This is a genomic window from Saccharospirillum alexandrii, from assembly GCF_043641555.1.
GTDB classification, from domain to species: Bacteria; Pseudomonadota; Gammaproteobacteria; order Pseudomonadales; family Natronospirillaceae; genus Saccharospirillum; species Saccharospirillum alexandrii_A.
This window is the reverse complement of the sequence record NZ_JBHZRJ010000001.1, coordinates 179814-201121: the sequence shown is the minus strand read 5'-3', so window position 1 is coordinate 201121 and position 21308 is coordinate 179814. Positions and strand designations below refer to the sequence as shown.

Genomic DNA, 21308 nt, shown 5'->3' with positions numbered 1-21308 from the left:
CCGGTTCTGGATAGATGCCATGCAATCTGAGTGGCTGGCACACTACCTGACGCGGCAAGCCGACCCGCTTAATCAGGCTTACCGGCTCGCGCGCCAGGGTGATCCGGTGCAGTTTGCCAGCGCCTTTGGCCGCTTTGTTCAGCAAGATCTCGATTCGTTGCTAACAAGCCTGGATCACTGGTCGCCTTCAAACAAAGCCGCGTTGTGCGAAACCGCCTACCAGTGCGGCCTGACCCTGACTCGCCACGGCTGGCTAAGAGCCGAGCAACAACCGGTCACCGACCGGCTGTTTCAACAGCTGTTACCAACCTGGCTGGCGCCCTACCCGGATGCAGCACCCCGGCTGCTGACCCAACTGCTAAATGCACTGTCCCATCTGCCCGGGGCCGGTCAGCGAACCGGGCTGCTCGACCAATGGCAACGCTGTTTGCCTGCGCCCGACGCCACCCCCGATGCCCTGTTGGTGTTCAGCTGGATGGCCGGGTTGCCGCAGTATCGTGAAGCCGCCCTGCAAGCTTTACACCGGCATCCCGACTGGCTGGAAAACTTGGCACTGGGCGACCCAGAGGCGTTCGAACACCCCTGGTGGCAAGGGTCGACACTGGGTTGGCACAGCGCCCCGGTGCAATTCGGTGCTTCCCATTGGCTGGGCGGTGACTTTACCGCCAGGCCCCGGTTGCTGATCGCCCCTGGGCAGACGCTGGTTCAGGCAGGACGTGAGTTCTGGCATCTGTACATAGACGCCTTCGGCCAGGTGTTACTGCCTTCCACGAGCCACCACCCGATGCAGCTTCCCGTCCCTGAGTGCACGGGTCTTCCAACCGGTCTTGCCCACGTATCCCAGAGCACTGACACACCACGCCAATGCCTGGAGCGCCGCCATGACTGGGTCGTCAGTTTTCACGACAGCTACGCCCTGCGGGTGATCCCGAAAACCGGGGAGCAGCCATGAGCGAACTGGACACCTGGCAACACCACTGGCACCCGGCGTTGCAGTTGTGGAGCGAGCATCTGCAATTGCAGGAGCCGCTCTGGCTGTTCGATGTTAAAGCAACACAGTCAGCCGGGCTGACCGATAACATTGCCGCCATTCGCCTGGCCTCGCAACGCGTTATGGTCAACTTGCCCATGGTGATCGAACGTGACCTGACTGACTTCGCTCTGGAAATTTTGGCACATGAAATCGGGCACCATGTGTATGCCCCGGCCAACATGACCCGACATTTGCAGTTGCTCGCTGTCATTCGCCAGGCGTTGCCCAGTGTCGAGCAACAGGCGCCACTGGTGGCCAATTTGTACACCGACTTGCTGATCAATCATCGCCTGCAGCGCCACACCCACTGCCGGATGGACCAACTGTACCAGCGGCTGAACACCGGCCAGGGCAGCCCGCTCTGGACGCTGTATATGCGTATTTATGAGCGTCTCTGGCAACTGGCCCCCGGCACGCTGACACCAGCCGACATCAGCCCCGAAATGGAAGGGGACGCCTGGCTCGGCAGCAGAATCATCAAGGTCTACAGCAAGGATTGGCTGACTGGCGCCAGCCGCTTCGCCAGCCTGCTGCTCAGTTATCTGATCGACGAAGCCGAATCGGCCGCCGCCACCTTCGCTACCCTGCAGGATACCGCCGAGGCGGGTCAGGGGTATCAGGGTACCGGCGTGCTTCAAGTGCCGCGCATCGATACCCTGCACCCGAGCCGTGACACCGAACTGACCGACCTGCCAGCGACAACAGACGGGGAAGACCCGACGCACGATGGCGAACAAGGCGTAAGCTCCAGGGGCCAGGCACTGGAACCCCAGGATGCGTTCGAGATCCTCAAAGCCGCCGGTGTCGACATAACCCGGCATGATGCGGCCGTGCGTTACTATCGCGATGCGGTTCGCCCTTATTTATTGCCGTTTCCCTCACGGGTCACTCCCAGCCCGGGGGAGTTTCTGCGCGAAGGCGTCGAGGTCTGGCAGGCCGGTGACGACCCCGCCGATATCGACTGGTTCGCCACCTTGCTGGCAGGTAACCCGCCCATTCCGGGGTTTACCACCCAGAAAGCCGTGTACGGACAAGACAGCCCGGATGCGCAGCAACATCAACCCTGTGATCTCGACCTCTACGTCGACAGCTCGGGCTCCATGCCCAACCCCCAGCAGCGCATTTCCTATCCGGCGCTGGCCGGTGCCCTACTCTGTGTATCCGCCCTGAGAGCCGGAGCAGCGGTGCAGGTAACCCTGTGGAGCGGCGCGCATCAGTGCCTGGCCACCGAGGGGTTTATTCGCAACGAAACCGCTGCCTTGCAGGTGCTGACGGGTTTCTTCGGCGGTGGCACCAGCTTTCCGCTGAAACAGCTGCGCACCACCTACGCCCAGCCCCGGCAAACTCCGACCCAGGTGGTGATGCTATCCGACGACGGCATCAGTTCTATGTTCCAGGACGACGAAGCCGGCACTCCCGGCGAGCAGATCAGCGCCCGGACATTGCAACACTGCCAGGGTGCCGGACACTGGGTGCTGGACTTGCCATACGACCTGGATGACCCCCGGTTGCAGCAATCATCCTGGCTGAAATCGGCCATGGAACGCATTCAACTGGGCCAGCAACAGGGCTGGCAGGTTTACCGGGTTAACGGGCTGGAACCCATGCTCCAGTTCGCCCGAGAGTTTTCCAGACAATACTATGGCGCCGACGCCACATCACAGGGAGAGCGCTGAGGCATGTCTGAACTGCAATGTGGCCCATCGATGCATCGCCTGCACCAGCGTCTGCTGGCCTACCCCGAATCCCCCAGCCCACGAGGACTGGACCTGCTCGCCTTGTTGCACGATTTGGTGCGGCGGCTTGATTCTGAGGCCACCCCGGATGCTCTGGCCGCGCTGGCAGGCCTGCCGCTGTGTGAGTCCGGCACCGTTGAAAGCACTGTCGTCGAATTGGATGAAGCCGAGTTCGCCCGGCTCTATCAGCAATTCGAGAACCTCGATGACGTTACACTCGACGCCATTGAACGGGAAACCCAGGCAGCTCTGAAGCAGAACGGCCTGGCAAACACAAATACACCGCACCAGCCCAAAGCAGAAACAGCCGAGCCTCCCAGCGCGCTGTTGCAAATGGTCTGGCTACTGACCGATGACGCCTTTACCGGGGTCACCCTGTTCGCGTCAGATCTGGTCAGTTTACTGCACTCGGCCGACACCCTGATGGCGCAAGCCCACCCCAACCGGCAGGATGAAGACCAGCGCGAGGAACTGATTCGACTGGCACTCAATGGCCTCCGGTTAAAACCTCAGGGTGAAACCGATCGCGAAGCCCGGGACCGGCTGTTGATGGTCAGCTCAACCGAACGCGCGCGCGTGGTGGCTGCCTCGCGCGCCGCCGAGGAACGCGCCGAAGCCATCCGCCAGGCACTGGCAGAACAGCGTGCGCGTGAAGCCGCCGACAAGTACACCCGCGAATGACGATGAACCCGGATCAGCGCCACACAGAAGCCGCTCCCTGGGTCGACACCGAGCGCCTGCCCGGGCTAACGCCTCGGGCGGCAGCTCGCTTGCGTCAGTGCCTGGAGCACCCCGATGCGCCGCGGTATACCGGGCGCAGCGGTCATCGGCTCACGGCCCAGGCGGTGAGGCAATTACACGCCGACAAAGCCGCCATGCAGCAGCCTGATCCGCGCTGGATGGCGGCTTTTCTGGCACGTTGCCGGCAGCAGGTGCCGCACTACCGGCACTACCCCTGGCACAATGACGTATCGGCCCTGCCAACCACCAGCCGCCATGACCTGAGCCACAACCTCACCGACTTCGTTCCGGATGACATTGACCCGGCGCAGTTGATTGCCTATGAAACCAGTGGCACTACCGGGCACCCGCTTACGGTACCGTCATTGCCCCTGGTTGCAGCGCGCTATCACTGCTTTCACGAACGCATCCTCAGCTGGCACGGCATTGATCTGCAATCGCTTTCGGGCGACACCGGGGTGATGCTGGTCGGCGACCAGCAACGCTGCTTTACCTATGCCTCGGTGTTGCCCTACTGGGACGATAAAGTCCTGCTGAAAACGAACCTGAACCCGGCCGACTGGCCCGAGCCGAGCGCCCGGGGCCGCTACATCGATGCCTGCAAACCCCTGCTGATGACTGGCGACCCGCGCAGCCTGAGCACGTTACTGAATCTGGAGTTCAGCCATCGCCCGGCGGCGGTATTATCGACTTCCATGACGCTGCTGCAGGGCCTGAAAGATCGGCTGGTGCAACGGTTTCAGTGCCCGGTCATCAACCTGTATTCGATGAACGAAGCCGGCCCCATCGCGGCCGACGACGGCAGCGAATACGGCTTGCGCCTGGTTCAGGCGACGCTTCAGGTAGAGATTCTGGATCGACAGGGCAAGCCGGTAACAACGCCCACCGATCGCGGCGAAATCACCCTAACCGGCGGCTTTAACCCCTGCCTGCCTCTGTTACGCTACCGAACCGGAGATTACGCCTGCCTGATCGAAGATGCTCAGGGCCGACGCTACCTGCAGCAGCTGGATGGTCGCCCGCCGGTCCGGTACAAAACCGCTAAAGGCTGGCTCAACAACGTCGACATTACCCATCTGTTGCAGCCCTTCGGCCTGGCGCAGTATCAGTTGCATCAGGATCAGCACGGCGGATTGACACTCGGCGTGCGGGGAAACACCGATCACACGGCTCTGGAGCGCGCACTGGCCAACGCCTTTGGTACCGGTTTCCCAGTCCGCATAAATCACCTCCAAACCAAAACCGACAAACTCATTCAATACACCAGCCACTACCCCGGAGCCCACAACGGATGACCAGCCTGACCTTGCTGGAATACAGCGCCAACGCCTTTTTTCTCAGCAGTGTGTTTCTCGCCGCTCGCAACCATCGCCACACCTGGACACTCGGCATCATCGGTTGTGTGCTGTTTGGCGTGTTGTTCTATCGGGTGCAACTCTACGCCGATGCCACCCTGATGGTGTTCTACATCGGCACCAGTGTCATTGGCTGGCAGCAATGGCAACGCGGCGGTGGTGCTGCAGAGATTCAGCGCACGCCCTGGCCAATGCTCGGGGTATTCAGCCTGATTTCCATTGGAACCTTACTGGGCTACGGCTACATCCTGCACCTGAACACCGATGCCTATGCGCCCTTCGCCGACTCGGCTGTGCTGACTTTCAGTGTGCTGGCGCAGCTGTTGTTAATGAAACGCCGCCTCGAAACCTGGTGGTTCTGGCTGATCGTCAACACCGTGGCCGTTCCGCTCTACGCATCGCGCGGCCTGAGTTTGACGGCGATTGTTTACGTCGGCTTCTGGCTTAACGCTTGCTACGGCCTCTGGCGCTGGCACCGGGAACTGAGGGCTGAATGTATAGGGAGCCTCTGAACAACGCCCCTCGGATAAGCCAGAGCCCCGGGGGAGTTATTCAGAGGCTCCCTGGACGCTTCCGAACCGGCTTAGTCGTCGGCAAGTTCTCACCCCTGCACGCCGGACATCGCTACCTGCTCGAATGCGCTGAATCGGCTTGCGACCGGCTGATCGTGCTGAGCTATTCGCGGCCCGAGTTCGCGGGCTGCACCGCCGACTTGCGACGCCATTGGTTGGTACAGGCAATGCCTGAGGCCGGGCATCAGGTGCTCGATGCCGCCGATGCGGTTCGCCTTGGTCTGTCGATGCCCCGTAACGATGCGAGCGATGAGCACCAACGCCAATTCTGCGCTGACCTGATCGACCTCAGCCTGCAAGCACCGGTGGATGCGGTGTTCAGCAGTGAAGACTACGGCCAGGGGTTCGCTGATTTTCTCTCGACCCACTGGCAGCAGCCGGTCGAGTCTGTGGTGGTTGACCGTCACCGGGTCCGGTTTCCGGTCAGTGGCTCGTCATTGCGCAGTCAACCCAATACTGACTGGGTCGAGCCGGCCGTCTATGCGGCCCAGACCTGCCAGCGCATCGCTTTGCTCGGCGCTGAATCGACCGGAAAAACGCGCTTAAGCCAATGGTTGGCTGAACAGCGAGGCCTGCCCTGGGTCGCTGAATTCGGGCGCGAGTTCTGGCATGAGCGTGGCGGTGTTCTGACGTCAGATGACTTGCTGACCATCGCCCGCACCCAGGTAGACCGGGAGAACCGGGCCGTACAACAGGCCCTGGCCAAGGGCCAGGCAGGCATTATCTGCGACACGACCCCGTTGACCACGTTGATTTACCATCAACTGATGTTCGACCCTCCCCCACCAGCCGAACTGGTCGCGCTGGCCGAGCGCCCCTACCACCAGTTATGGCTCTGCGCTGCCGATTTTCCGATGGTGCAGGACGGCACCCGCAGCCCGGAAGCCTTTCGTCAGCAACAGCAAGCCCTATACCACAGGGAGCTGGCGGAGCGCGGCCTGAACCATCATCATTTGACCGGCTCGTTACCCGAGCGCCAGCGCCTACTGCTATCGTGACAAGGGAAGCGACCCGGCGTTAGGATGAACAGACCCGAGCCGATCAGCGAAGCCGACGATGAAGCGCCCAGATCCCCAACCCTTCAACCGCGACCACCACCTGGCTCAACCGGATACGCACGAGGTGTTCAACCAGCCTGCGCCCCTGGCTGACTACAACCTTTACCGCAGCGACCGCGCCCTGCACCACTGGGTTGGCGTCTTTGGCGGCCACTGGGCCGAGGCGGACTTAACCGCCTACGGCGACCGCTGCGGTGGTGATCTGATCGATGCCGGTTTTGCCGCCAACACCGTCGAACCAACGTTTCACTCGCACGACCGATTCGGCCAGCGCATCGACGAAGTCAGCTTTCACCCGGCCTACCACGAACTGATGAAAACCGCCGTTGAAGCGGGCGTTCCGTCTCTGCCCTGGCGCGAGCGCAAAGCCGGGGCTCACGTTGCCCGGGCCGGGCTCGAATACCTGCACATGCACGCCGATGCCGGTTCTGCCTGCCCACTGACCATGACCTTTGCGGCGGTACCGGCCATCGTGGGCACAGAATCGGTCGCCAAAGACTGGCTGCCGAAAATAACCGCCCGCCACTACGACCCGAGAAACGTTCCGTTTTTTGAGAAAGCCGGGCTGACCATTGGCATGGCGATGACCGAGAAACAGGGTGGCTCCGACGTACGCGCCAACACCACCCGCGCCTATCCAATTGGCGCGCGCGGTCCGGGCGAACGCTACGAACTGATCGGCCACAAATGGTTCTGCTCTGCTCCCATGTGCGACGCCTTCCTGACCCTTGCGCAAACCGAGGCCGGTTTATCCTGTTTCCTGCTGCCGCGCTGGCGGCCCGATGGCAACAAAAACGCCCTGTTTATTCAGCGCCTGAAAGACAAGCTGGGCAACCGCTCCAACGCCTCCTCGGAAATCGAATTCCGCGGCGCCGAAGCCTGGCTGCTCGGCGAGGAAGGCCGGGGCGTATCGACCATCATCGAGATGGTCGCCATGACCCGCTTCGACTGCACCGTCGGCTCCGCCGCCCTGATCCGCGCTGCCACCGCCCAGGCCCTGCACCACACCTCGGGCCGGTCAGCCTTCGGCAAAGCCCTGCATGACCAGCCACTGATGCAAAACGTACTGGCGGATCTGGCCATCGAATCCGAAGCAGCGCTGGCACTGGCCCTGCGCATTGGCCATTCACTGGACCAGGCAGCAGATTCTGAACACGAAGCCCTGCTGGCCAGACTGGCCAACCCGATCGGCAAATACTGGGTCTGCAAGCGCACGCCGCACCTGACCTACGAGGCCATGGAATGCATAGGTGGGGTGGGTTATGTCGAAGAAAACGTGTTACCGCGTCTCTACCGGGAGGCACCGGTCAACGCCATCTGGGAAGGCTCGGGCAACATTCAATGCCTCGATGTACTGCGCGCCGTGCAAAAATCACCGGATGCACTGACCGCTCTGTTCAAAGAACTCGAGCAGGCCCGCACCCAATCGCCCCGCTACGACGCCCATCTGGATCAACTAAAACGGGACTGGGCCAACACCTCAGACTTCGAATACCGGGCCCGCTCCCTGGTCGACCCCATGGCCCTGGCCCTCCAAGCCAGCATCCTGCTGCGCCATGGCGACGCCAACATCGCCGACGCCTTCATCGCCTCACGGCTAACACCGGGCACCCAGGTCAACCTGGGCGGGCTACCCACAGGAATCAATTGCAAGGGAATCATTGACCGGGCGGTGCCGGCGTTGAGCTAGTGGTTGCTTGCGGCACGGTTCTATTCGGTGCCGGGGAATTCATGCCGACCACCGGGTAGACCTGATCGGGGTCGGGCGGAATGCCGCCCACTCAACCCATCCATGGGGCCTAGACCGCAACATCCATGTTGCGGACTCCCCCGCTTAGGCCTACCCGGCAGCCGGCACTTGTCTTGTCGGTTAAATTTAGCTCGCGCATAGCCGCACTAGGCGGCTGACACAAGCCACTAACGAGTACAGGTCACCGTCGTCGCATCGGCTTCATTAGTCCGCTCAACCAGACGATTCCGGGTCAGTTCAACAATGGTGCTGACGGACTCGGACTCCTGCATCATGCCGGCTTCCATCTGCGGGATCATCATATCCACCATGGGGTTGGGTTCACCCAGGTTTTCGGCGCTGACTTCAGTCGTAGTCGTTGTGAGCTGATCGCCCTCAAGTGACCAGTTGCCGCTGCCAGCAACACCCAGGTTCATCGGGGCCATCGACGGCACTTCCATGTTCATGGTCATGTCATAGACAGCGGTCCGGTCAGCGCGATAATTAACCTTCAACTGCATATCGAGCTCCACGCCATCGGTGGTTTCCGAGTAATCACAGTTCCAGGTGCCCACCAGCAGATCAGGGTCGGGCTCAGCCAGCGCCAGAGGGGCCAGGGAGGCGATGAACAGGCCTGCGGTGAGCTTTGCAATCGGTTTCATAGGTCTTCCTTAACGGATAAATGAACCCGGAGTATACCCATTCAACTGTGATTTGTTCAGGACCCGCCTCACAATAGTCACTTTCGGATCCGCACCTTTAGATCACCCCTTATGGGGTTGATTCTGCACAAGGTTGAGCGATGGAGGCTTCATTTTCGGGGACTGCTTCATTACTCTGCGCTCAACTTGGCTTTCAGATCAGTCACCGGTAACCCTTTTTTTGAATTCTGGAGTTATATTTGGTGACGCTCTAAGTGACAAGCGCTGGGTAGGCCTATCCGGGGTAGTCCGCAACATGGATGTTGCGGCCTAGGCTCCATGGACGGATTTACGCCGACCCCGGATAGGCCTACCCAGTGCCTGGCACGATTTTCAGCCAACGGGCCAAAAGCAACCACGGGCCCCAACTTGTTTAACCTGCGCGCGTTCTTATCACCGGTCACTTAAACGCAACGCCATAACCTCACAGGAACACCACTTGAATACAGCTTTTCCAACTCAGACATCCGATCGCACCTGGTGGAAAGAAGCCGTGGTGTATCAGATTTATCCACGCAGCTTTATGGACAGCAATGGCGATGGCATTGGTGATCTGAACGGCATTATCAGCAAGCTCGACTACTTGCAGGAACTGGGCGTTACCGTGCTCTGGTTGTGCCCTATTTTCTCGTCACCGAACGACGACAATGGGTATGACATCAGTGACTATCAGGACATCATGGCCGACTTCGGTACGCTTGCTGATTTCGATCGATTGCTGGAGGAAGCCCACAAACGCGGCTTGCGTATTTTGCTCGACCTGGTGTTGAACCATAGTAGTGACGAACACCCCTGGTTTCTTGAATCACGCTCGTCGAAAACCAACCCGAAACGGGACTGGTACATCTGGCGCGAGGGCAAGAATGGCCAGCCGCCCAATAACTGGGAGAGCATTTTTAACGAATCGGTGTGGGAATACGACGAGAATACCGATGAATATTTCATGCACGTATTTTCGCGCAAACAGCCCGACCTGAACTGGGAAAACACCGAGATGCGCGCCGCCTTGTATGACATGGTGCGTTGGTGGCTCGACAAAGGCGTCGACGGGTTTCGCATTGACGCCATCTCCCATATCCGCAAGCAGCCGGGTTTGCCAGACATGCCGAACCCCAAAGGGCTGCCGACCGTGCCCTCCGCCGCCGGCCACATGAACGTCAATGGCGTGATGGATTACATCAGTGACCTGTGCGCTAACACCTTTGCCCACTACGACATCATGACCGTCGGCGAAGCCAATGGCGTCACCGTCGAACAGGCGCCCGAGTGGGTCGCGCCCGAGCAACGCAACTTCAACATGCTGTTTCAGTTCGAACAGCTCAAACTCTGGCAAACCGACGGTGCCGCCGGGCTCGATCTGCCGCACCTGAAACAGGTGCTGACACGCTGGCAAAAAGGGTTGGAAGGCCAGGGCTGGAACGCCTTGTTTGTCGAGAATCACGACATACCCCGCATCGTTTCAACCTGGGGGGACGACGAACGTTACTGGCGTGAAAGCGCCACCGCCATCGCCACCCTGTATTTTCTGATGCAGGGCACGCCCTTTATTTACCAGGGCCAGGAACTGGGGATGACCAACTACCCCTTCACCGAATTGCAGCAATTCGACGACGTCGCCATTCACAACCTGGCCCGGCAACGCCGCGAACAGGGCTGGGGCGAAGAGGATATCCTCACCAGCATTCGCGACAACGCCCGCGACAATTCACGCACCCCGATGCAATGGAACAGCAGCGAAAACGGTGGCTTTACCACCGGCACGCCCTGGCTGGCGGTGAACCCCAATACCCGGGAGATCAACGTCGCCACACAACAGCAGGACCCGAATTCGATATTGGCTTATTACCAGCAACTGATTCGTCTGCGTCGCGAACACCCAACGCTCATTTACGGCCAATACGACTTGTTGCTGGCAGAGCACTCGCAGATTTTTGCCTACCGCCGCAGCGGTGACGACCGCTTCATTGTGCTGTGCAACCTGAGCGACCGGCCAGCCGATGTCGACCCGGTACTGGATGTGCTCGACAGCGCGGCTCTAATGCTTGGGAACCTGCCAACCGACGCTGCGTCTCCTGCATTAGTATTGGCCCCTTTTGAGGCTCGGGTGTACCGGATAATCGACGCAAACAACGCTTAATCGTTGCGTTCATCGTTGAAAATGGCGCTATACTGACGATTGATCCGACTACGGACAGAAGTGAGCGCCATGTCAGACAACCGGACACCCAGCGCAATTCCCTACCCCAAACGTCTGCCCCGCCCTGCACTGGGGCTGGCTCTTTGCATTCTGCTGGGGTTTGCTCCGGCGGTTATATGGGCGGAAAACGCCCCGACGATTCGGCTGGTCACCGGTGACAATTATGCCCCGTTTTCCGATCAGAACCTGCCCGAAGGTGGCCTGGCCACGCACCTGGTACGCTATCTGTTCGAGCAAATCGATCAGCCGGTTGAAATTGATGTTACCGGGTGGGCCACGGGTTATCAGGCTGCATTGGACGGCGACTATGCTGGCACCTTTCCCTACATCGAATCGGAGCTACGCCTCGAACACTATCTGTTTTCCGACCCGTTGTTTACCGTCAGTTCCTACGCCTACGTTGATCAGTCGAGCACCATCAACGCCAGCAACCCGGAAGATCTGGCCGGCCTGACCCTGTGTCTGCCGGAAGGCTTTGCGCACGGACAGGCACTGAACCCCCTGGTGGAAAGCGGCTCGATCACCCGCATCACCCCCTCGGATATGCCAAGCTGCTTTGCCATGCTGCAGTCAGGCGAAGCCGATTTCGTTAAGATCAACCGCTATGTGGCACGCGAATTACTGCGCAATGCCGGTGTCCCTCACTCGGCCATACGGGCGCTGCCGTTTCCGGTAGAAACACTGTCGATGCATTTTATTGCACCGCGCAATCAGAGCGGTTCAGACGCCCTGATCGCCCGGGTGAACCGGGCCCTGGCAGAGCTGCAGCGGGATAACGAATACGCCCGTTTTATCGATGACTACCTGACGATTATTTATCCGCGTCAGATGCCTTCAAGCTCGGCCCCGTAATCTGGCCCCCAGCGTTTGCGAATCCGGTCCATAACCTCTGCCAAGGCCAGAGAATCGGCCCAGCTGTGTTCCTCGCATTGCAGTAGCCCCGCAGCCAGGCTGCGGTTTACCGCGCTGAATTCATAATGGTAGCCAGTACCCAACAGCGGGTACTGCTGCTGGCTGACCGGCGCCTGACCTACCTGCCAGCGGGCCGCCTGGCTGGCAAACCAGGGCGCCTTGATCTCGACCCAGCCGTCTTCGCCACTGATGGCCGCTTGCGTCGGCAATGGAAAGTCCAGGCTGTATGACAGCAATGCTCTGGCCCCGCTTGCATAGTGCAATACGAGATCGGCAGACCGATCCACTCCGAGAACGCCCAGTGTCACGTCACCTTCGATGTCGTCGGGAACGCCGAACAGGTCCAGAGGCAGTAGCAAGGGGTAGATGCCAATATCGAGCAGCGCTCCGCCGGCCAGTTGGGGCGCATTTAAACGATGCTCCGGGTCAGCCGGTGCTGCGAAACCAAAGCTGGCCTGGCAATGACGCACGTGACCAATTCGGCCCGACCGCAGATCCGCCAGTACCGAGCGGTAAACCGGGCTAAAGCGAGTCCACAAAGCCTCGACACACAATACCCCGCAACGCTCGGCGGTGTCGTACAGGCTTTGGGTCTGGGCGGCGTTCAGCGTTGCCGGCTTTTCCACCAGCACGGCCTTGCCCGCTTCCATGGCCGCCATCGCCTGTTGCCGGTGCTGGGTATGGGGGCTGGCTATGTACACTACATCGATGTCATCCCGCGCGAGCAGGGTGTCGAGATCGTCGAACGCCAGAGCAATGCCATGGCGGTCCGCAAAGCTCTGCGCACTGGCCTGCGAACGCGAGCATACCGCGACAAATTCGCCGCCGTTTCCGTGCCGGGCATCGGCCACAAACTGATCGGCCATACCGCCGGTACCAATCACGGCCCAGCGGTAGGTTGAAGATGTAGCGGAACTGTTCATAAAAGACACTCCTGTGGTCACGGCAGACCGTTCTTGTTGTTAGATTTGCTTATTGGTTCGGGTAGCGGCTCACTGCGTTCGGGTAACCCGGTTCATAAACCGCCGCGCCCGAGCTTCGCGTTCTTCATTCTGGCCTTTGTACAACACGGAGATTTTTACCCAGTCAGAGCCGACAACATAGAGCCGGTGGCGTTGGATCCGGTTTTCGGCATCGTACAACGCATAGCGGGCGGTCGATTCACTGCTTTGCAGGGGCTCATATACGCTCCCTGCCACCTGCTCGCGGTCGGTCTCCAGCATGCCAGCGGCCAATTCGGGCAACGGCTGCGTCAAGTCGCCGGTTTGCACCAGAAAATCCATACCCCGGCGCCGCAAAAACCAGGCGTCGTTGTCCGCATCCGGTTGGGCACTGGGTGCGGCTTCCCATTCCACGGCAATGGCGTCGTTGATCGTGGTCGTCACGTAGTCGGGCTGATCAAGCGGTTTCAGGCGGGTTGGCCATTGCAGATACACAAAGCCAATCAGCAATACGATGACGATCCAGAAGGTGGGGCGGCGTATGGCGTCTCGCCAGCCAGTAACCGGAGTGCGGTCGGCTGACGAATCATCCGGGCGGTGCGACACGGCAGGTTCTCTTTTGTGAGGTGAAATAAATAAACTGGCCGCACTTTACCGCAATGCACCGGTGCGGGCCAGTCGAACGACGGTGTGCGTCAATCCTGAATTTTGGAGAACTCCCGATCCAGCTCATAGCGCTTGGAGGTCACGTACTGTTCCATCCGCTCGACACGGCTCAGTGTCCGGTTCAGGCGCTCCCTGGCCGTACTGAGCCGCTCACCGGGGCTCTCTCCGTAGCGAAACAGATTACGTGGCCGATCCTGGTGGTTGTTTTCGTCGTACTGGTATTCCTGCTGCACCGGGCCCTTGGGGCGCGGCGCCATGGCGACGCAAGCGCCTACATAAGCCAGCAGGGTCAGGAACCCGAAGAACATAAACCCCGCCACGACGATCAGCCGGGCTATCCAGTGTTCAATGTTAAAATGATCGGCAAGCCCGGCACAGACGCCACCCACCCAGCCATCTTTCTTGTTCCGGTACAGATTCATTCCGAAGCCTTCGCGACGGCGCTGCCAGAATTCTTTCTTAGTCATTAGAGTCTCTCCGACGAGTTAGCGGTCCCGCTTCCAGCGAGGGCTGCGTTCATCCAAAATGCCTTCCAGCGCATCGACCCGATCGACCACCTTGTCGAGGGTGCGTAGCAGGTCATCCAATTTAACCTGGTCATCCTCCGACAGGCCCTGGCGTGTGCGCCCCTTGTGGCGGTAGTCCAATACCAGCCAGATCGGCATCACCACCACCAGAAACAGGATGGTCGGGACAAACAGAAATTCAAAAAAATGCATGCCTTACTCCTTGCGGGCCGACCGGTCAGTCGGCCCGGGGCTTAGTTTTGTTCCGGGCGGTTTTTCATTTTGGCTTTCAGGCGTTCCAGCTCAAGATTGATGCTGTCGTCCCGGACCAGACTGTCGATCTCGCCAGCCAGATCAGAGCGCTCACCCTTGCCCAGATCCATCGCTTCTATCTCGCTTTCCATCGAATCCATGCGCCGCTCATAGCGTTCAAACTTCTCGAACGCATCCTGCAGCGACTCGCGCGACAGTTGTTCTTTCGCCCGACGACGCGTCGATACCGTCTGATGCCGCATGACCATGGACTTCTGCTTCGCTTTGGCGTCGGTCAGTTTCTGCTGCAGCTGCCCAATCTCACCGGACAGCTGTTTCAGATGCTCATCCAGCGCCTTGAATTCCTGCTCAATGATAGCCTCTTCCTCCTGCAGCACCTGCTTTTCCGCCAGGGCTGCGCGAGCCAGATCTTCGCGGTTTTTCTCCAGCGCCAGAGTGGCCTTGGCTTCCCATTCGGCCACTTCCGCATGCAAGCGGTCGAGCCGGCGCTGGGCGTCTTTCTTGTCGGCGATGATGCGCGCTGAACTGCTGCGCACTTCCACCAGCGTTTCTTCCATTTCCTGAATGATCAGCCGAATCATCTTCTGCGGATCCTCAGCCCGGTCAAGCAAAGCGGTCAGATTGGAATTAATGATGTCGGTCAGTCTCGAAAAAATACCCATAGCTCATACTCCTGAGTGCCATATAGTCTTTAATAAGCCAGCTGAAACAAGTGGCCAGCGGTGTTCTAGCGTTCGTTGGTCGACCGCCCGACCAGATGCGTGATGCTCTCGTAGAGCATGGTCATCCAGACGAAGGTCAATAATCCGATGCCCAGGTGCGTCACGACGGCAAGGGCACTGCTCAGCGTAATCATGCCCATGTACAGCGGTGCGCGCGGGTTCAACATAAACATATCCTGTCCCTCTGCGGTTCGGTCCTGAAAATCCCTGGCTACGTCATATCGTCAGTGATTGTGTGCGTTACGCAGTACCTATTACAGATACCATGCCAAGTTCGTAACCTATTGATTTATAAGAGTTTAGGTTATTTCAGGCTAACCCAGGCTGGACTTTACTGGTGTTAATGGCTAATTTATTTAGCCATATAGGCCAATATAAAGAGCAAAGACATGACCGAGCGCAGCCCACAGCGAATCCTTGGCGAAAGCCCGGCCTTGTCGGACCTGTTAGACCGAGTATCCCAGGTCGCCCCGCTCACCCGCCCTGTGCTGGTCATCGGCGAACGGGGCACCGGTAAGGAACTTATCGCCGAACGGCTGCATTTTCTGTCGCAGCGCTGGCAACAGCCGTTTCTGAAAATCAACTGCGGCGCCATCAGCGAATCCCTGCTCGATGCCGACCTGTTCGGCTATGAACCCGGTGCTTTTACCGGCGCTACCCGGTTGCACAAAGGCCGCTTCGAACGAGCCCACGAAGGCACGCTGTTTCTGGATGAAGTGGGCAATATGTTGCAGGCGTTGCAGGAAAAATTGTTGCGCCTGATCGAATACGGTGAATTTGAACGCCTCGGCGGCCAGCAAACCCTGACCGTCGACGTGCGCATCATCGCCGCCACCAACGAACACCTGCCGGGGCTGGCCGCAGAAGGCCGCTTCCGCGCCGACCTGCTCGACCGTCTCGCCTTCGACGTACTCACCCTGCCGCCACTGCGCCACCGCCACGACGACATCACCCTGCTTGCCGATCAATTCGGCATTCAGATGAGCAGCGAACTAGGCTGGGAGGTGTTTCCGGGTTTTACCGACCGGGCGCTGGAACAGCTAACCAGTCACCCCTTCTACGGCAACGTCCGCGAACTCAAAAACGCCATCGAGCGCAGTGTCTATCGCTGGGGCAACGAAGCCGAACCGATCGACGACCTGGTGCTCGACCCCTTTCACTCACCCTGGCAACCCGCACCGGAAACCACAGAAAACGGCTTTGCAGCCAATCCAAACGAGAGCTTCAACGAACAGGTCAGTCGTTACGAGGTGGCATTACTGGAGGGCGCACTGGATACCAATGGCCGCCACCAGGGACGCGCCGCTGAAGCGCTGGGGCTGAGTTACCATCAGTTTCGGAGTCAGTTACGTAAGCATGGGTTGATAGAAAAGAAGAAATAACAGTAATGGGAAGGCAGACCGGTACCAGACCGGCCTGCAGTGGAGACAGCCGTTTAAACCGCGTCTTCGCCAGTCTCGCCGGTCCGAATGCGGATCACTTGCTCCAGTGACGACACAAAGATTTTGCCGTCGCCGATCTTGCCGGTGTTGGCAGCTTTGGAGATCGCCTCGATGACGGACTCCACCTTGGCGTCGTCGATGGCGACTTCGAGTTTGATCTTGGGCAGAAAATCGACCACGTATTCGGCGCCGCGATACAGCTCAGTGTGGCCCTTCTGGCGGCCAAAGCCCTTGACCTCGGTGACAGTAATGCCCTGAACACCCACTTCAGAGAGGGATTCGCGAACATCGTCGAGTTTGAATGGTTTAATAATGGCAGTTACAAGCTTCATGCTGAACTCCTCAGAGTAACGGAATAGCCGATAGATGCGATGAGCATACCCTACTGGTCTGGCCGTTAACAATTCGAGTATAGGAGATTTCAAACACCTGTCAAAATGGAAGCCCAGCTCATCCAGGCAACAAAAAAGGGCCCGAAGGCCCTTTTGGTGTAACGATCAGCTAACCGGAGATCACTTGGAGCCGGTGAATTCCGGGTAAGCGTCCATGCCGCATTCGGCAATGTCGACGCCTTCGTATTCTTCTTCCTCGGTGACACGAATGCCCATGACCGCCTTGAGGATTCCCCAGACAACCAGTGAGGCAACGAATACCCAGACGAAGATGGTCAGCGCGCCGATGATCTGGCCAGAGAAAGTTGCGCCATCGTTGGTGAACGGCACCAGCAACAGACCCAGCAGACCGACCACACCGTGCACCGAGATGGCACCAACGGGGTCATCAATCTTCATTTTGTCGAGCGTAACGATGCTGAAGACCACAACCAGGCCACCCAGGGCGCCGAACAGCGTAGCGAGCAGCGGGGTTGGTGTTGACGGTTCAGCGGTGATGGCCACCAGGCCAGCCAGGGCGCCGTTCAGGGCCATGGTCAGGTCAGCTTTCTTGAACCACAGGCGTGCCAGGATCAGGGCGGCAATAGAACCACCAGCGGCAGCGGCGTTGGTGTTCAGGAACACCAGGGCGACGGCGTTGGCGCTTTCGGCATCCGCAACTTTCAGTACGGAACCACCGTTGAAGCCGAACCAGCCCATCCACAGGATGAAGGTACCCAGGGTCGCCAGCGGCAGGTTGGAACCCGGAATGGCGTTGATTTCGCCGTTCTTGCCATACTTGCCTTTACGAGCACCCAGCAGCAGAACACCGGCCAGTGCAGCAGACGCGCCTGCCATGTGCACGATGCCAGAGCCAGCGAAGTCACTGAAGCCCAGGTCGCCAAGGGTGTACATACCAAACACAGCCTGACCACCCCAGGTCCAGGAACCTTCGAGTGGGTAGATCACGCCGGTCATCACAACGGCAAACACCAGGAAGGCCCACAGCTTCATCCGCTCGGCAACCGCACCGGAGATGATCGACATGGCCGTGGCAACAAACACCACCTGGAAGAAGAAGTCGGAAGACGGTGAGTAGTAGCCGTCGCCAATTTCAGTAATGCCGGTCAGGAACAGGCCACCGTCGTACATGATGGCGTAGCCGCAGATCAGGTACATGGTGCAGGAAATGGAATACAGGGCCACGTTCTTGGTCAGAATTTCCGTGGTGTTCTTGGCGCGAACCAGGCCAGCTTCGAGCATGGAGAAGCCCGCTGCCATCCACATCACCAGAGCGCCACAGATCAGAAAGTAAAAAGTATCGAGTGCGTATTGTACTTGCGTCAATTCGTTCATTGTTCAGTCTCTCCCGTTAGTCAACCCGGCTCAGATCGCGTCGTTGCCAGTTTCGCCGGTACGAATGCGAATCGCCTGTTCCAGCGGGGTCACAAAGATCTTGCCATCACCGATTTTTCCGGTGTTGGCGGCCTTGGTAATCGATTCGATAGCGCGGTCGAGCAGTTCGTCTGAAATACCGACCTCAACCTTCACCTTGGGCAGAAAATCCACCACGTACTCTGCGCCGCGATAGAGTTCGGTGTGGCCTTTCTGACGACCAAAGCCTTTCACTTCAGTCACGGTAATGCCCTGCACGCCAATTTCTGACAGCGCTTCGCGGACGTCGTCCAACTTAAAGGGCTTGATAATGGCTGATACGAGTTTCATGTCGTTCACTCCTGTTGATTCCACCGTTGCGCTGAGAATCAGCACCGGCCCGAGGGTTTGGCCGCCAGCATCAGTGCGGCAGCCGATCACCCGAGTTACAATGTCCAATGCAACGGTTGGCTGCGATTGGTTTCATCCGTGGAGGGTCTATAGCGAAGCCCGTGCCAACTCGACTAAGCCTTTAATATCAAGCAGTTAGCTATTGAACTGCGTCACAAACCGCGTTACGACGCACTGATTTGGAGCGCTGCACAATAAGTGTGCGGCATGAAAGCACCCCAATGGAGCACAGCCATGAAACTGCCCGAAGACCTACTCGACCAGATCAGCCGCCAGGCGAGTGAACTGTTCAGCCAGGGCCAGCAGGCCCGCAGCGAGGTGCGCCAGAACTTGCGCAGCCTGATGCAATCGCAACTGAGCAAACTCGATGTCGTCAGCCGCGAGGAGTTCGAAGCGCAACAGGCCGTGCTGCAGCGCACGCGCGAGCAGCTGGCCGACCTTGAGCAACAACTGGCCGATCTGGAAAGCCGGCTCAAGCCGTGACTTCCGCCACTGGCCCGGGCCAGGCACTCGCCTACACTCACTGACATCTGGTTCCTAGTGGAGAGAGACACGATGCGCACCACCCCGTTGATCGCCCCGGCACTGGCCGGCACTGCCTTATTGTTGCTATGCCTGCCTGCCCAGGCATCTGACCACACAAAAACAGCGCTGATCGATATGGAAGATGCGCGTTCGGGGGGCTTTGGCGGGCCTTTGGTGAAGCTGGGAACTATTAACGGTGACAATGCCGTGATGATCGGTGGCGAGGGTGGAGCAACCTTCACTTCCGGCCCCCATTCGCTGATCATCGGCGGTGCCGGCTACGGCCTGGTCAATGAGCTGGAATGGGACGACACCGGGCGGAAACTGGAGATGGGCTATGCGGGCTTGCTGATGGGTTATACCCACCAGCCCGACCGGGTGGTCCACTGGGAAAGCAAGGTATTGCTGGGGGCGGGGAATGTATCCATCGTCGATAGCGGCGGCAGCAACGATGAAGATGCCAACTTCCTAGTCAGCGAATTCAGTCTCTCAGGCGAGGTCAATGTGACCGATTTTCTGGAAATCGGCATCGGCGGTGCCTACCGGCTGACCAGCGAACCACTGATCGACAACCTGGATGCCAGCGACATCTCCGGCCCCAGCGTATTCATCAGCTTCCAGTTCGGGCAGATTTAAACTCCGAGTTTAACTTTCCTAGGTACCAGAGATCCGTGTCAGGCACCGGGTATACCTATCTGGGGCCGGCATGAACCCATCCATGGGGCCTAGACTGAAGCATCCATGCTTCAGACTTCCCCAGATAGGCATACCCGGTACCAGACACTCGTTTCGCGTAGTTAACTCGGAAACTGCAGCCTAGAGCCACTTTTAACCCGGCAATGGGATATCAATCTTACGCATCAGGCTCAGCCCGATATGCTGATCATAGTACGCCGCTTCATTGATGAAGGCCCCGTACAAGGTTTCAGTGCCTTCATAATTCAGGGTTTCACCTTCCAGCGTAATGAAAAGCGGGTCGCCCGGTTGAATGGGCTGGTAATCGGTGTCTTGCCGATCGGGATGAATCATCGCCGTCAGTTCACCACGTTCGTTTTCCGGCAGTTTTAGCTTTTCGACAAACTGGAACCCTGGCAAAGACGCTGGCAATTCTGGCTGATTACCCGCGCGCACGGCCGCCAGGTAATCCAGCCCAAGGCGGGTAGCCTGGCGCGTTTTGTCAAACACATCCCAGCGCAACATGCCCTGAGGCACTGGCCCCACCTCCACCAGCAAACCATGATGTTTCGCCAGTGAGATCAGGAAATTATCGCCCAGGCGATCTTCCGGCTCATAAAACAACGTAACCTCAGGCATCTGCTGCTTGATGTAGAACGCCATGCCCACCACCAGCGCATCGTCTGATTTGATCACCAGGGTGGTGCCCATGTTGGCGGTGGTCGTATGCAGATCGATGATGAAATCGACGCGGGGGGCGTCTTTTGGGCCCAGCAAGGTGTTCAGTGATTTGGCCCGGTTTTGCTCGTAACCACAGAGACTGTGATCCGAAAGATCATCCCAGCTGAACTGCCGGTTCAGATCCTGATCCAGGTAGCGCCGGTTGCAGCCATTGGCCTTGGGGTTGGCCAGATGCAGCTCGGTCACCAGCCCGTCCCGGCAGATTTCTTCGGGGTTATTGCGCCAGTGCTTGAGCAAATGCACCCCGGTAAGTTCATTACCGTGAGTACCGCCAGTGATGGCAACGTGTTTGATCGGGGATGTCGACATGGGGCACCTGCTTGACTTGGCTGTATTCTCCCACCCAGTATGAGGTAGTTGGAGAAAAAGCCAATCCCCCACCCTATTCAGCCTACCAAAGGCGATTGGAGAGATGGGTCATACAGGGCGTTGGTGGGTATTACTCAATCTATAGCTCGGTGTTTACGACCAACAAAGTGTCAGGTGCCGGGTATGCCTATCCGGGGAAGTCTGAAACATGGATGTTTCAGTCTAGGCCCCATGGACGGGTTTATGCCGGCCCCGGATAGGCATACCCGGTGCCTGACACGGACTCCTGGCACCAAGGCATATGCCGACCATCGAAAC

General features: G+C 58.8%; 23 protein-coding genes. 12 read left to right on the top strand and 11 right to left on the bottom strand.

Annotated elements, in window-relative coordinates; translation table 11 throughout:
* Window positions 1-19: 19 nt before the first annotated feature.
* The 7 genes from ACHUE7_RS00805 to ACHUE7_RS00775 are packed head-to-tail and all read left to right on the top strand — an operon-like array spanning window position 20 to window position 8185.
* The gene (locus ACHUE7_RS00805; RefSeq protein ID WP_394168270.1) at window positions 20-952 is read left to right on the top strand and encodes a hypothetical protein; all 933 of its coding nucleotides are present in this window, start codon (window positions 20-22) and stop codon (window positions 950-952) included.
* Window positions 949-2709, top strand: a complete 1761-nt coding sequence (locus tag ACHUE7_RS00800) for a hypothetical protein (protein WP_394168269.1) — start codon at window positions 949-951, stop codon at window positions 2707-2709. The genes ACHUE7_RS00805 and ACHUE7_RS00800 overlap by 4 nt, the downstream gene beginning before the upstream one ends.
* Before the next feature lie 3 nt (window positions 2710-2712).
* Window positions 2713-3450 (top strand): hypothetical protein, encoded by a 738-nt coding sequence (locus ACHUE7_RS00795; RefSeq protein WP_394168268.1) that lies wholly within the window; start codon window positions 2713-2715, stop codon window positions 3448-3450.
* Window positions 3447-4805: a phenylacetate--CoA ligase family protein gene (locus ACHUE7_RS00790; protein WP_394168267.1), complete on the top strand. Its 1359-nt coding sequence runs from the start codon at window positions 3447-3449 to the stop codon at window positions 4803-4805. Before ACHUE7_RS00795 ends, ACHUE7_RS00790 begins: the two co-directional genes overlap by 4 nt.
* Entirely contained in the window at window positions 4802-5377 is a 576-nt protein-coding gene (gene pnuC, locus ACHUE7_RS00785) for a nicotinamide riboside transporter PnuC (protein ID WP_394168266.1), read from the top strand. Before ACHUE7_RS00790 ends, pnuC begins: the two co-directional genes overlap by 4 nt.
* A complete protein-coding gene (locus ACHUE7_RS00780; RefSeq protein WP_394168265.1) occupies window positions 5359-6435 on the top strand; it encodes an AAA family ATPase in 1077 nt (358 codons plus the stop codon). Before pnuC ends, ACHUE7_RS00780 begins: the two co-directional genes overlap by 19 nt.
* Window positions 6436-6493: 58 nt before the next feature.
* Complete coding sequence (locus ACHUE7_RS00775; protein ID WP_394168264.1) at window positions 6494-8185, top strand: acyl-CoA dehydrogenase family protein; 1692 nt, start codon at window positions 6494-6496, stop codon at window positions 8183-8185.
* Window positions 8186-8412: 227 nt separating this feature from the next.
* On the opposite strand, the gene ACHUE7_RS00770 is transcribed toward ACHUE7_RS00775, so the two are convergent.
* A complete protein-coding gene (locus ACHUE7_RS00770; RefSeq protein ID WP_127557655.1) occupies window positions 8413-8886 on the bottom strand; it encodes a hypothetical protein in 474 nt (157 codons plus the stop codon).
* Between the two features lie 478 nt (window positions 8887-9364).
* Here ACHUE7_RS00770 and ACHUE7_RS00765 point away from each other — a divergent pair, with 478 nt between their 5' ends.
* Together ACHUE7_RS00765 and ACHUE7_RS00760 are read left to right on the top strand one after the other, a co-directional pair.
* Complete coding sequence (locus ACHUE7_RS00765; protein WP_394168263.1) at window positions 9365-11062, top strand: alpha-glucosidase; 1698 nt, start codon at window positions 9365-9367, stop codon at window positions 11060-11062.
* A 69-nt stretch (window positions 11063-11131) separates the two neighbouring features.
* The gene (locus ACHUE7_RS00760; protein ID WP_394168262.1) at window positions 11132-11974 is read left to right on the top strand and encodes a substrate-binding periplasmic protein; all 843 of its coding nucleotides are present in this window, start codon (window positions 11132-11134) and stop codon (window positions 11972-11974) included.
* Here ACHUE7_RS00760 and ACHUE7_RS00755 read toward each other — a convergent pair.
* The 6 genes from ACHUE7_RS00755 to ACHUE7_RS00730 form a co-directional block, all read right to left on the bottom strand.
* Complete coding sequence (locus ACHUE7_RS00755) at window positions 11947-12957, bottom strand: Gfo/Idh/MocA family protein (protein ID WP_394168261.1); 1011 nt, start codon at window positions 12955-12957, stop codon at window positions 11947-11949. The two genes, ACHUE7_RS00760 and ACHUE7_RS00755, sit on opposite strands and share 28 nt — an antisense overlap.
* A gap of 69 nt (window positions 12958-13026) precedes the next feature.
* Window positions 13027-13581 carry a hypothetical protein gene (locus tag ACHUE7_RS00750; RefSeq protein WP_394168260.1) on the bottom strand — a complete coding sequence of 185 codons (555 nt, stop codon included), beginning with the start codon at window positions 13579-13581 and terminating at the stop codon, window positions 13027-13029.
* Between the two features lie 89 nt (window positions 13582-13670).
* Window positions 13671-14108: a PspC domain-containing protein gene (locus ACHUE7_RS00745; RefSeq protein WP_348474597.1), complete on the bottom strand. Its 438-nt coding sequence runs from the start codon at window positions 14106-14108 to the stop codon at window positions 13671-13673.
* An 18-nt stretch (window positions 14109-14126) separates the two neighbouring features.
* Window positions 14127-14360, bottom strand: a complete 234-nt coding sequence (pspB, locus tag ACHUE7_RS00740; RefSeq protein WP_028670783.1) for an envelope stress response membrane protein PspB — start codon at window positions 14358-14360, stop codon at window positions 14127-14129.
* Between the two features lie 41 nt (window positions 14361-14401).
* Window positions 14402-15082, bottom strand: coding sequence for a phage shock protein PspA (gene pspA / locus ACHUE7_RS00735; RefSeq protein WP_394168259.1), 681 nt, complete (start codon window positions 15080-15082; stop codon window positions 14402-14404).
* Between the two features lie 65 nt (window positions 15083-15147).
* A complete protein-coding gene (locus ACHUE7_RS00730) occupies window positions 15148-15309 on the bottom strand; it encodes a hypothetical protein (protein ID WP_348474599.1) in 162 nt (53 codons plus the stop codon).
* Between the two features lie 222 nt (window positions 15310-15531).
* On the opposite strand from ACHUE7_RS00730, the gene pspF reads away from it, so the two are divergent.
* Window positions 15532-16524, top strand: coding sequence for a phage shock protein operon transcriptional activator (gene pspF, locus ACHUE7_RS00725; protein WP_394168258.1), 993 nt, complete (start codon window positions 15532-15534; stop codon window positions 16522-16524).
* Between the two features lie 53 nt (window positions 16525-16577).
* On the opposite strand, the gene glnK (ACHUE7_RS00720) is transcribed toward pspF, so the two are convergent.
* The 3 genes from glnK (ACHUE7_RS00720) to glnK (ACHUE7_RS00710) form a co-directional block, all read right to left on the bottom strand.
* The gene (gene glnK, locus ACHUE7_RS00720; protein ID WP_028670786.1) at window positions 16578-16916 is read right to left on the bottom strand and encodes a P-II family nitrogen regulator; all 339 of its coding nucleotides are present in this window, start codon (window positions 16914-16916) and stop codon (window positions 16578-16580) included.
* A gap of 180 nt (window positions 16917-17096) precedes the next feature.
* Window positions 17097-18311, bottom strand: coding sequence for an ammonium transporter (locus ACHUE7_RS00715; RefSeq protein ID WP_127557675.1), 1215 nt, complete (start codon window positions 18309-18311; stop codon window positions 17097-17099).
* 30 nt (window positions 18312-18341) lie between these two features.
* Window positions 18342-18680, bottom strand: coding sequence for a P-II family nitrogen regulator (glnK, locus tag ACHUE7_RS00710; protein WP_028670788.1), 339 nt, complete (start codon window positions 18678-18680; stop codon window positions 18342-18344).
* 267 nt (window positions 18681-18947) lie between these two features.
* Between glnK (ACHUE7_RS00710) and ACHUE7_RS00705 the strand changes: the two genes are divergently transcribed.
* Complete coding sequence (locus ACHUE7_RS00705; protein WP_394168257.1) at window positions 18948-19223, top strand: accessory factor UbiK family protein; 276 nt, start codon at window positions 18948-18950, stop codon at window positions 19221-19223.
* A gap of 72 nt (window positions 19224-19295) precedes the next feature.
* Window positions 19296-19901: a hypothetical protein gene (locus ACHUE7_RS00700; protein ID WP_394168256.1), complete on the top strand. Its 606-nt coding sequence runs from the start codon at window positions 19296-19298 to the stop codon at window positions 19899-19901.
* A 192-nt stretch (window positions 19902-20093) separates the two neighbouring features.
* On the opposite strand, the gene ACHUE7_RS00695 is transcribed toward ACHUE7_RS00700, so the two are convergent.
* On the bottom strand, window positions 20094-20990 hold the full coding sequence (locus tag ACHUE7_RS00695; RefSeq protein ID WP_394168255.1) for an aspartoacylase: 897 nt from the start codon (window positions 20988-20990) through the stop codon (window positions 20094-20096).
* Window positions 20991-21308: the final 318 nt, after the last annotated feature.

Excerpts from the sequence above, each read along its gene's own strand:
- ACHUE7_RS00770 (WP_127557655.1), bottom strand. The coding sequence starts at position 8,886 with ATGAAACCGATTGCAAAGCTCACCGCAGGCCTGTTCATCGCCTCCCTG.
- ACHUE7_RS00705 (WP_394168257.1), top strand. The coding sequence starts at position 18,948 with ATGAAAGCACCCCAATGGAGCACAGCCATGAAACTGCCCGAAGACCTA.
- pnuC (WP_394168266.1), top strand. The coding sequence starts at position 4,802 with ATGACCAGCCTGACCTTGCTGGAATACAGCGCCAACGCCTTTTTTCTC.
- pspA (WP_394168259.1), bottom strand. The coding sequence starts at position 15,082 with ATGGGTATTTTTTCGAGACTGACCGACATCATTAATTCCAATCTGACC.
- ACHUE7_RS00790 (WP_394168267.1), top strand. The coding sequence starts at position 3,447 with ATGACGATGAACCCGGATCAGCGCCACACAGAAGCCGCTCCCTGGGTC.
- ACHUE7_RS00795 (WP_394168268.1), top strand. The coding sequence starts at position 2,713 with ATGTCTGAACTGCAATGTGGCCCATCGATGCATCGCCTGCACCAGCGT.
- ACHUE7_RS00715 (WP_127557675.1), bottom strand. The coding sequence starts at position 18,311 with ATGAACGAATTGACGCAAGTACAATACGCACTCGATACTTTTTACTTT.
- glnK (WP_028670788.1), bottom strand. The coding sequence starts at position 18,680 with ATGAAACTCGTATCAGCCATTATCAAGCCCTTTAAGTTGGACGACGTC.
- glnK (WP_028670786.1), bottom strand. The coding sequence starts at position 16,916 with ATGAAGCTTGTAACTGCCATTATTAAACCATTCAAACTCGACGATGTT.
- pspF (WP_394168258.1), top strand. The coding sequence starts at position 15,532 with ATGACCGAGCGCAGCCCACAGCGAATCCTTGGCGAAAGCCCGGCCTTG.
- ACHUE7_RS00780 (WP_394168265.1), top strand. The coding sequence starts at position 5,359 with ATGTATAGGGAGCCTCTGAACAACGCCCCTCGGATAAGCCAGAGCCCC.
- ACHUE7_RS00775 (WP_394168264.1), top strand. The coding sequence starts at position 6,494 with ATGAAGCGCCCAGATCCCCAACCCTTCAACCGCGACCACCACCTGGCT.
- ACHUE7_RS00805 (WP_394168270.1), top strand. The coding sequence starts at position 20 with ATGCAATCTGAGTGGCTGGCACACTACCTGACGCGGCAAGCCGACCCG.
- ACHUE7_RS00745 (WP_348474597.1), bottom strand. The coding sequence starts at position 14,108 with ATGACTAAGAAAGAATTCTGGCAGCGCCGTCGCGAAGGCTTCGGAATG.
- ACHUE7_RS00695 (WP_394168255.1), bottom strand. The coding sequence starts at position 20,990 with ATGTCGACATCCCCGATCAAACACGTTGCCATCACTGGCGGTACTCAC.
- ACHUE7_RS00760 (WP_394168262.1), top strand. The coding sequence starts at position 11,132 with ATGTCAGACAACCGGACACCCAGCGCAATTCCCTACCCCAAACGTCTG.
- ACHUE7_RS00800 (WP_394168269.1), top strand. The coding sequence starts at position 949 with ATGAGCGAACTGGACACCTGGCAACACCACTGGCACCCGGCGTTGCAG.
- ACHUE7_RS00755 (WP_394168261.1), bottom strand. The coding sequence starts at position 12,957 with ATGAACAGTTCCGCTACATCTTCAACCTACCGCTGGGCCGTGATTGGT.
- ACHUE7_RS00730 (WP_348474599.1), bottom strand. The coding sequence starts at position 15,309 with ATGTTGAACCCGCGCGCACCGCTGTACATGGGCATGATTACGCTGAGC.
- pspB (WP_028670783.1), bottom strand. The coding sequence starts at position 14,360 with ATGCATTTTTTTGAATTTCTGTTTGTCCCGACCATCCTGTTTCTGGTG.
- ACHUE7_RS00700 (WP_394168256.1), top strand. The coding sequence starts at position 19,296 with ATGCGCACCACCCCGTTGATCGCCCCGGCACTGGCCGGCACTGCCTTA.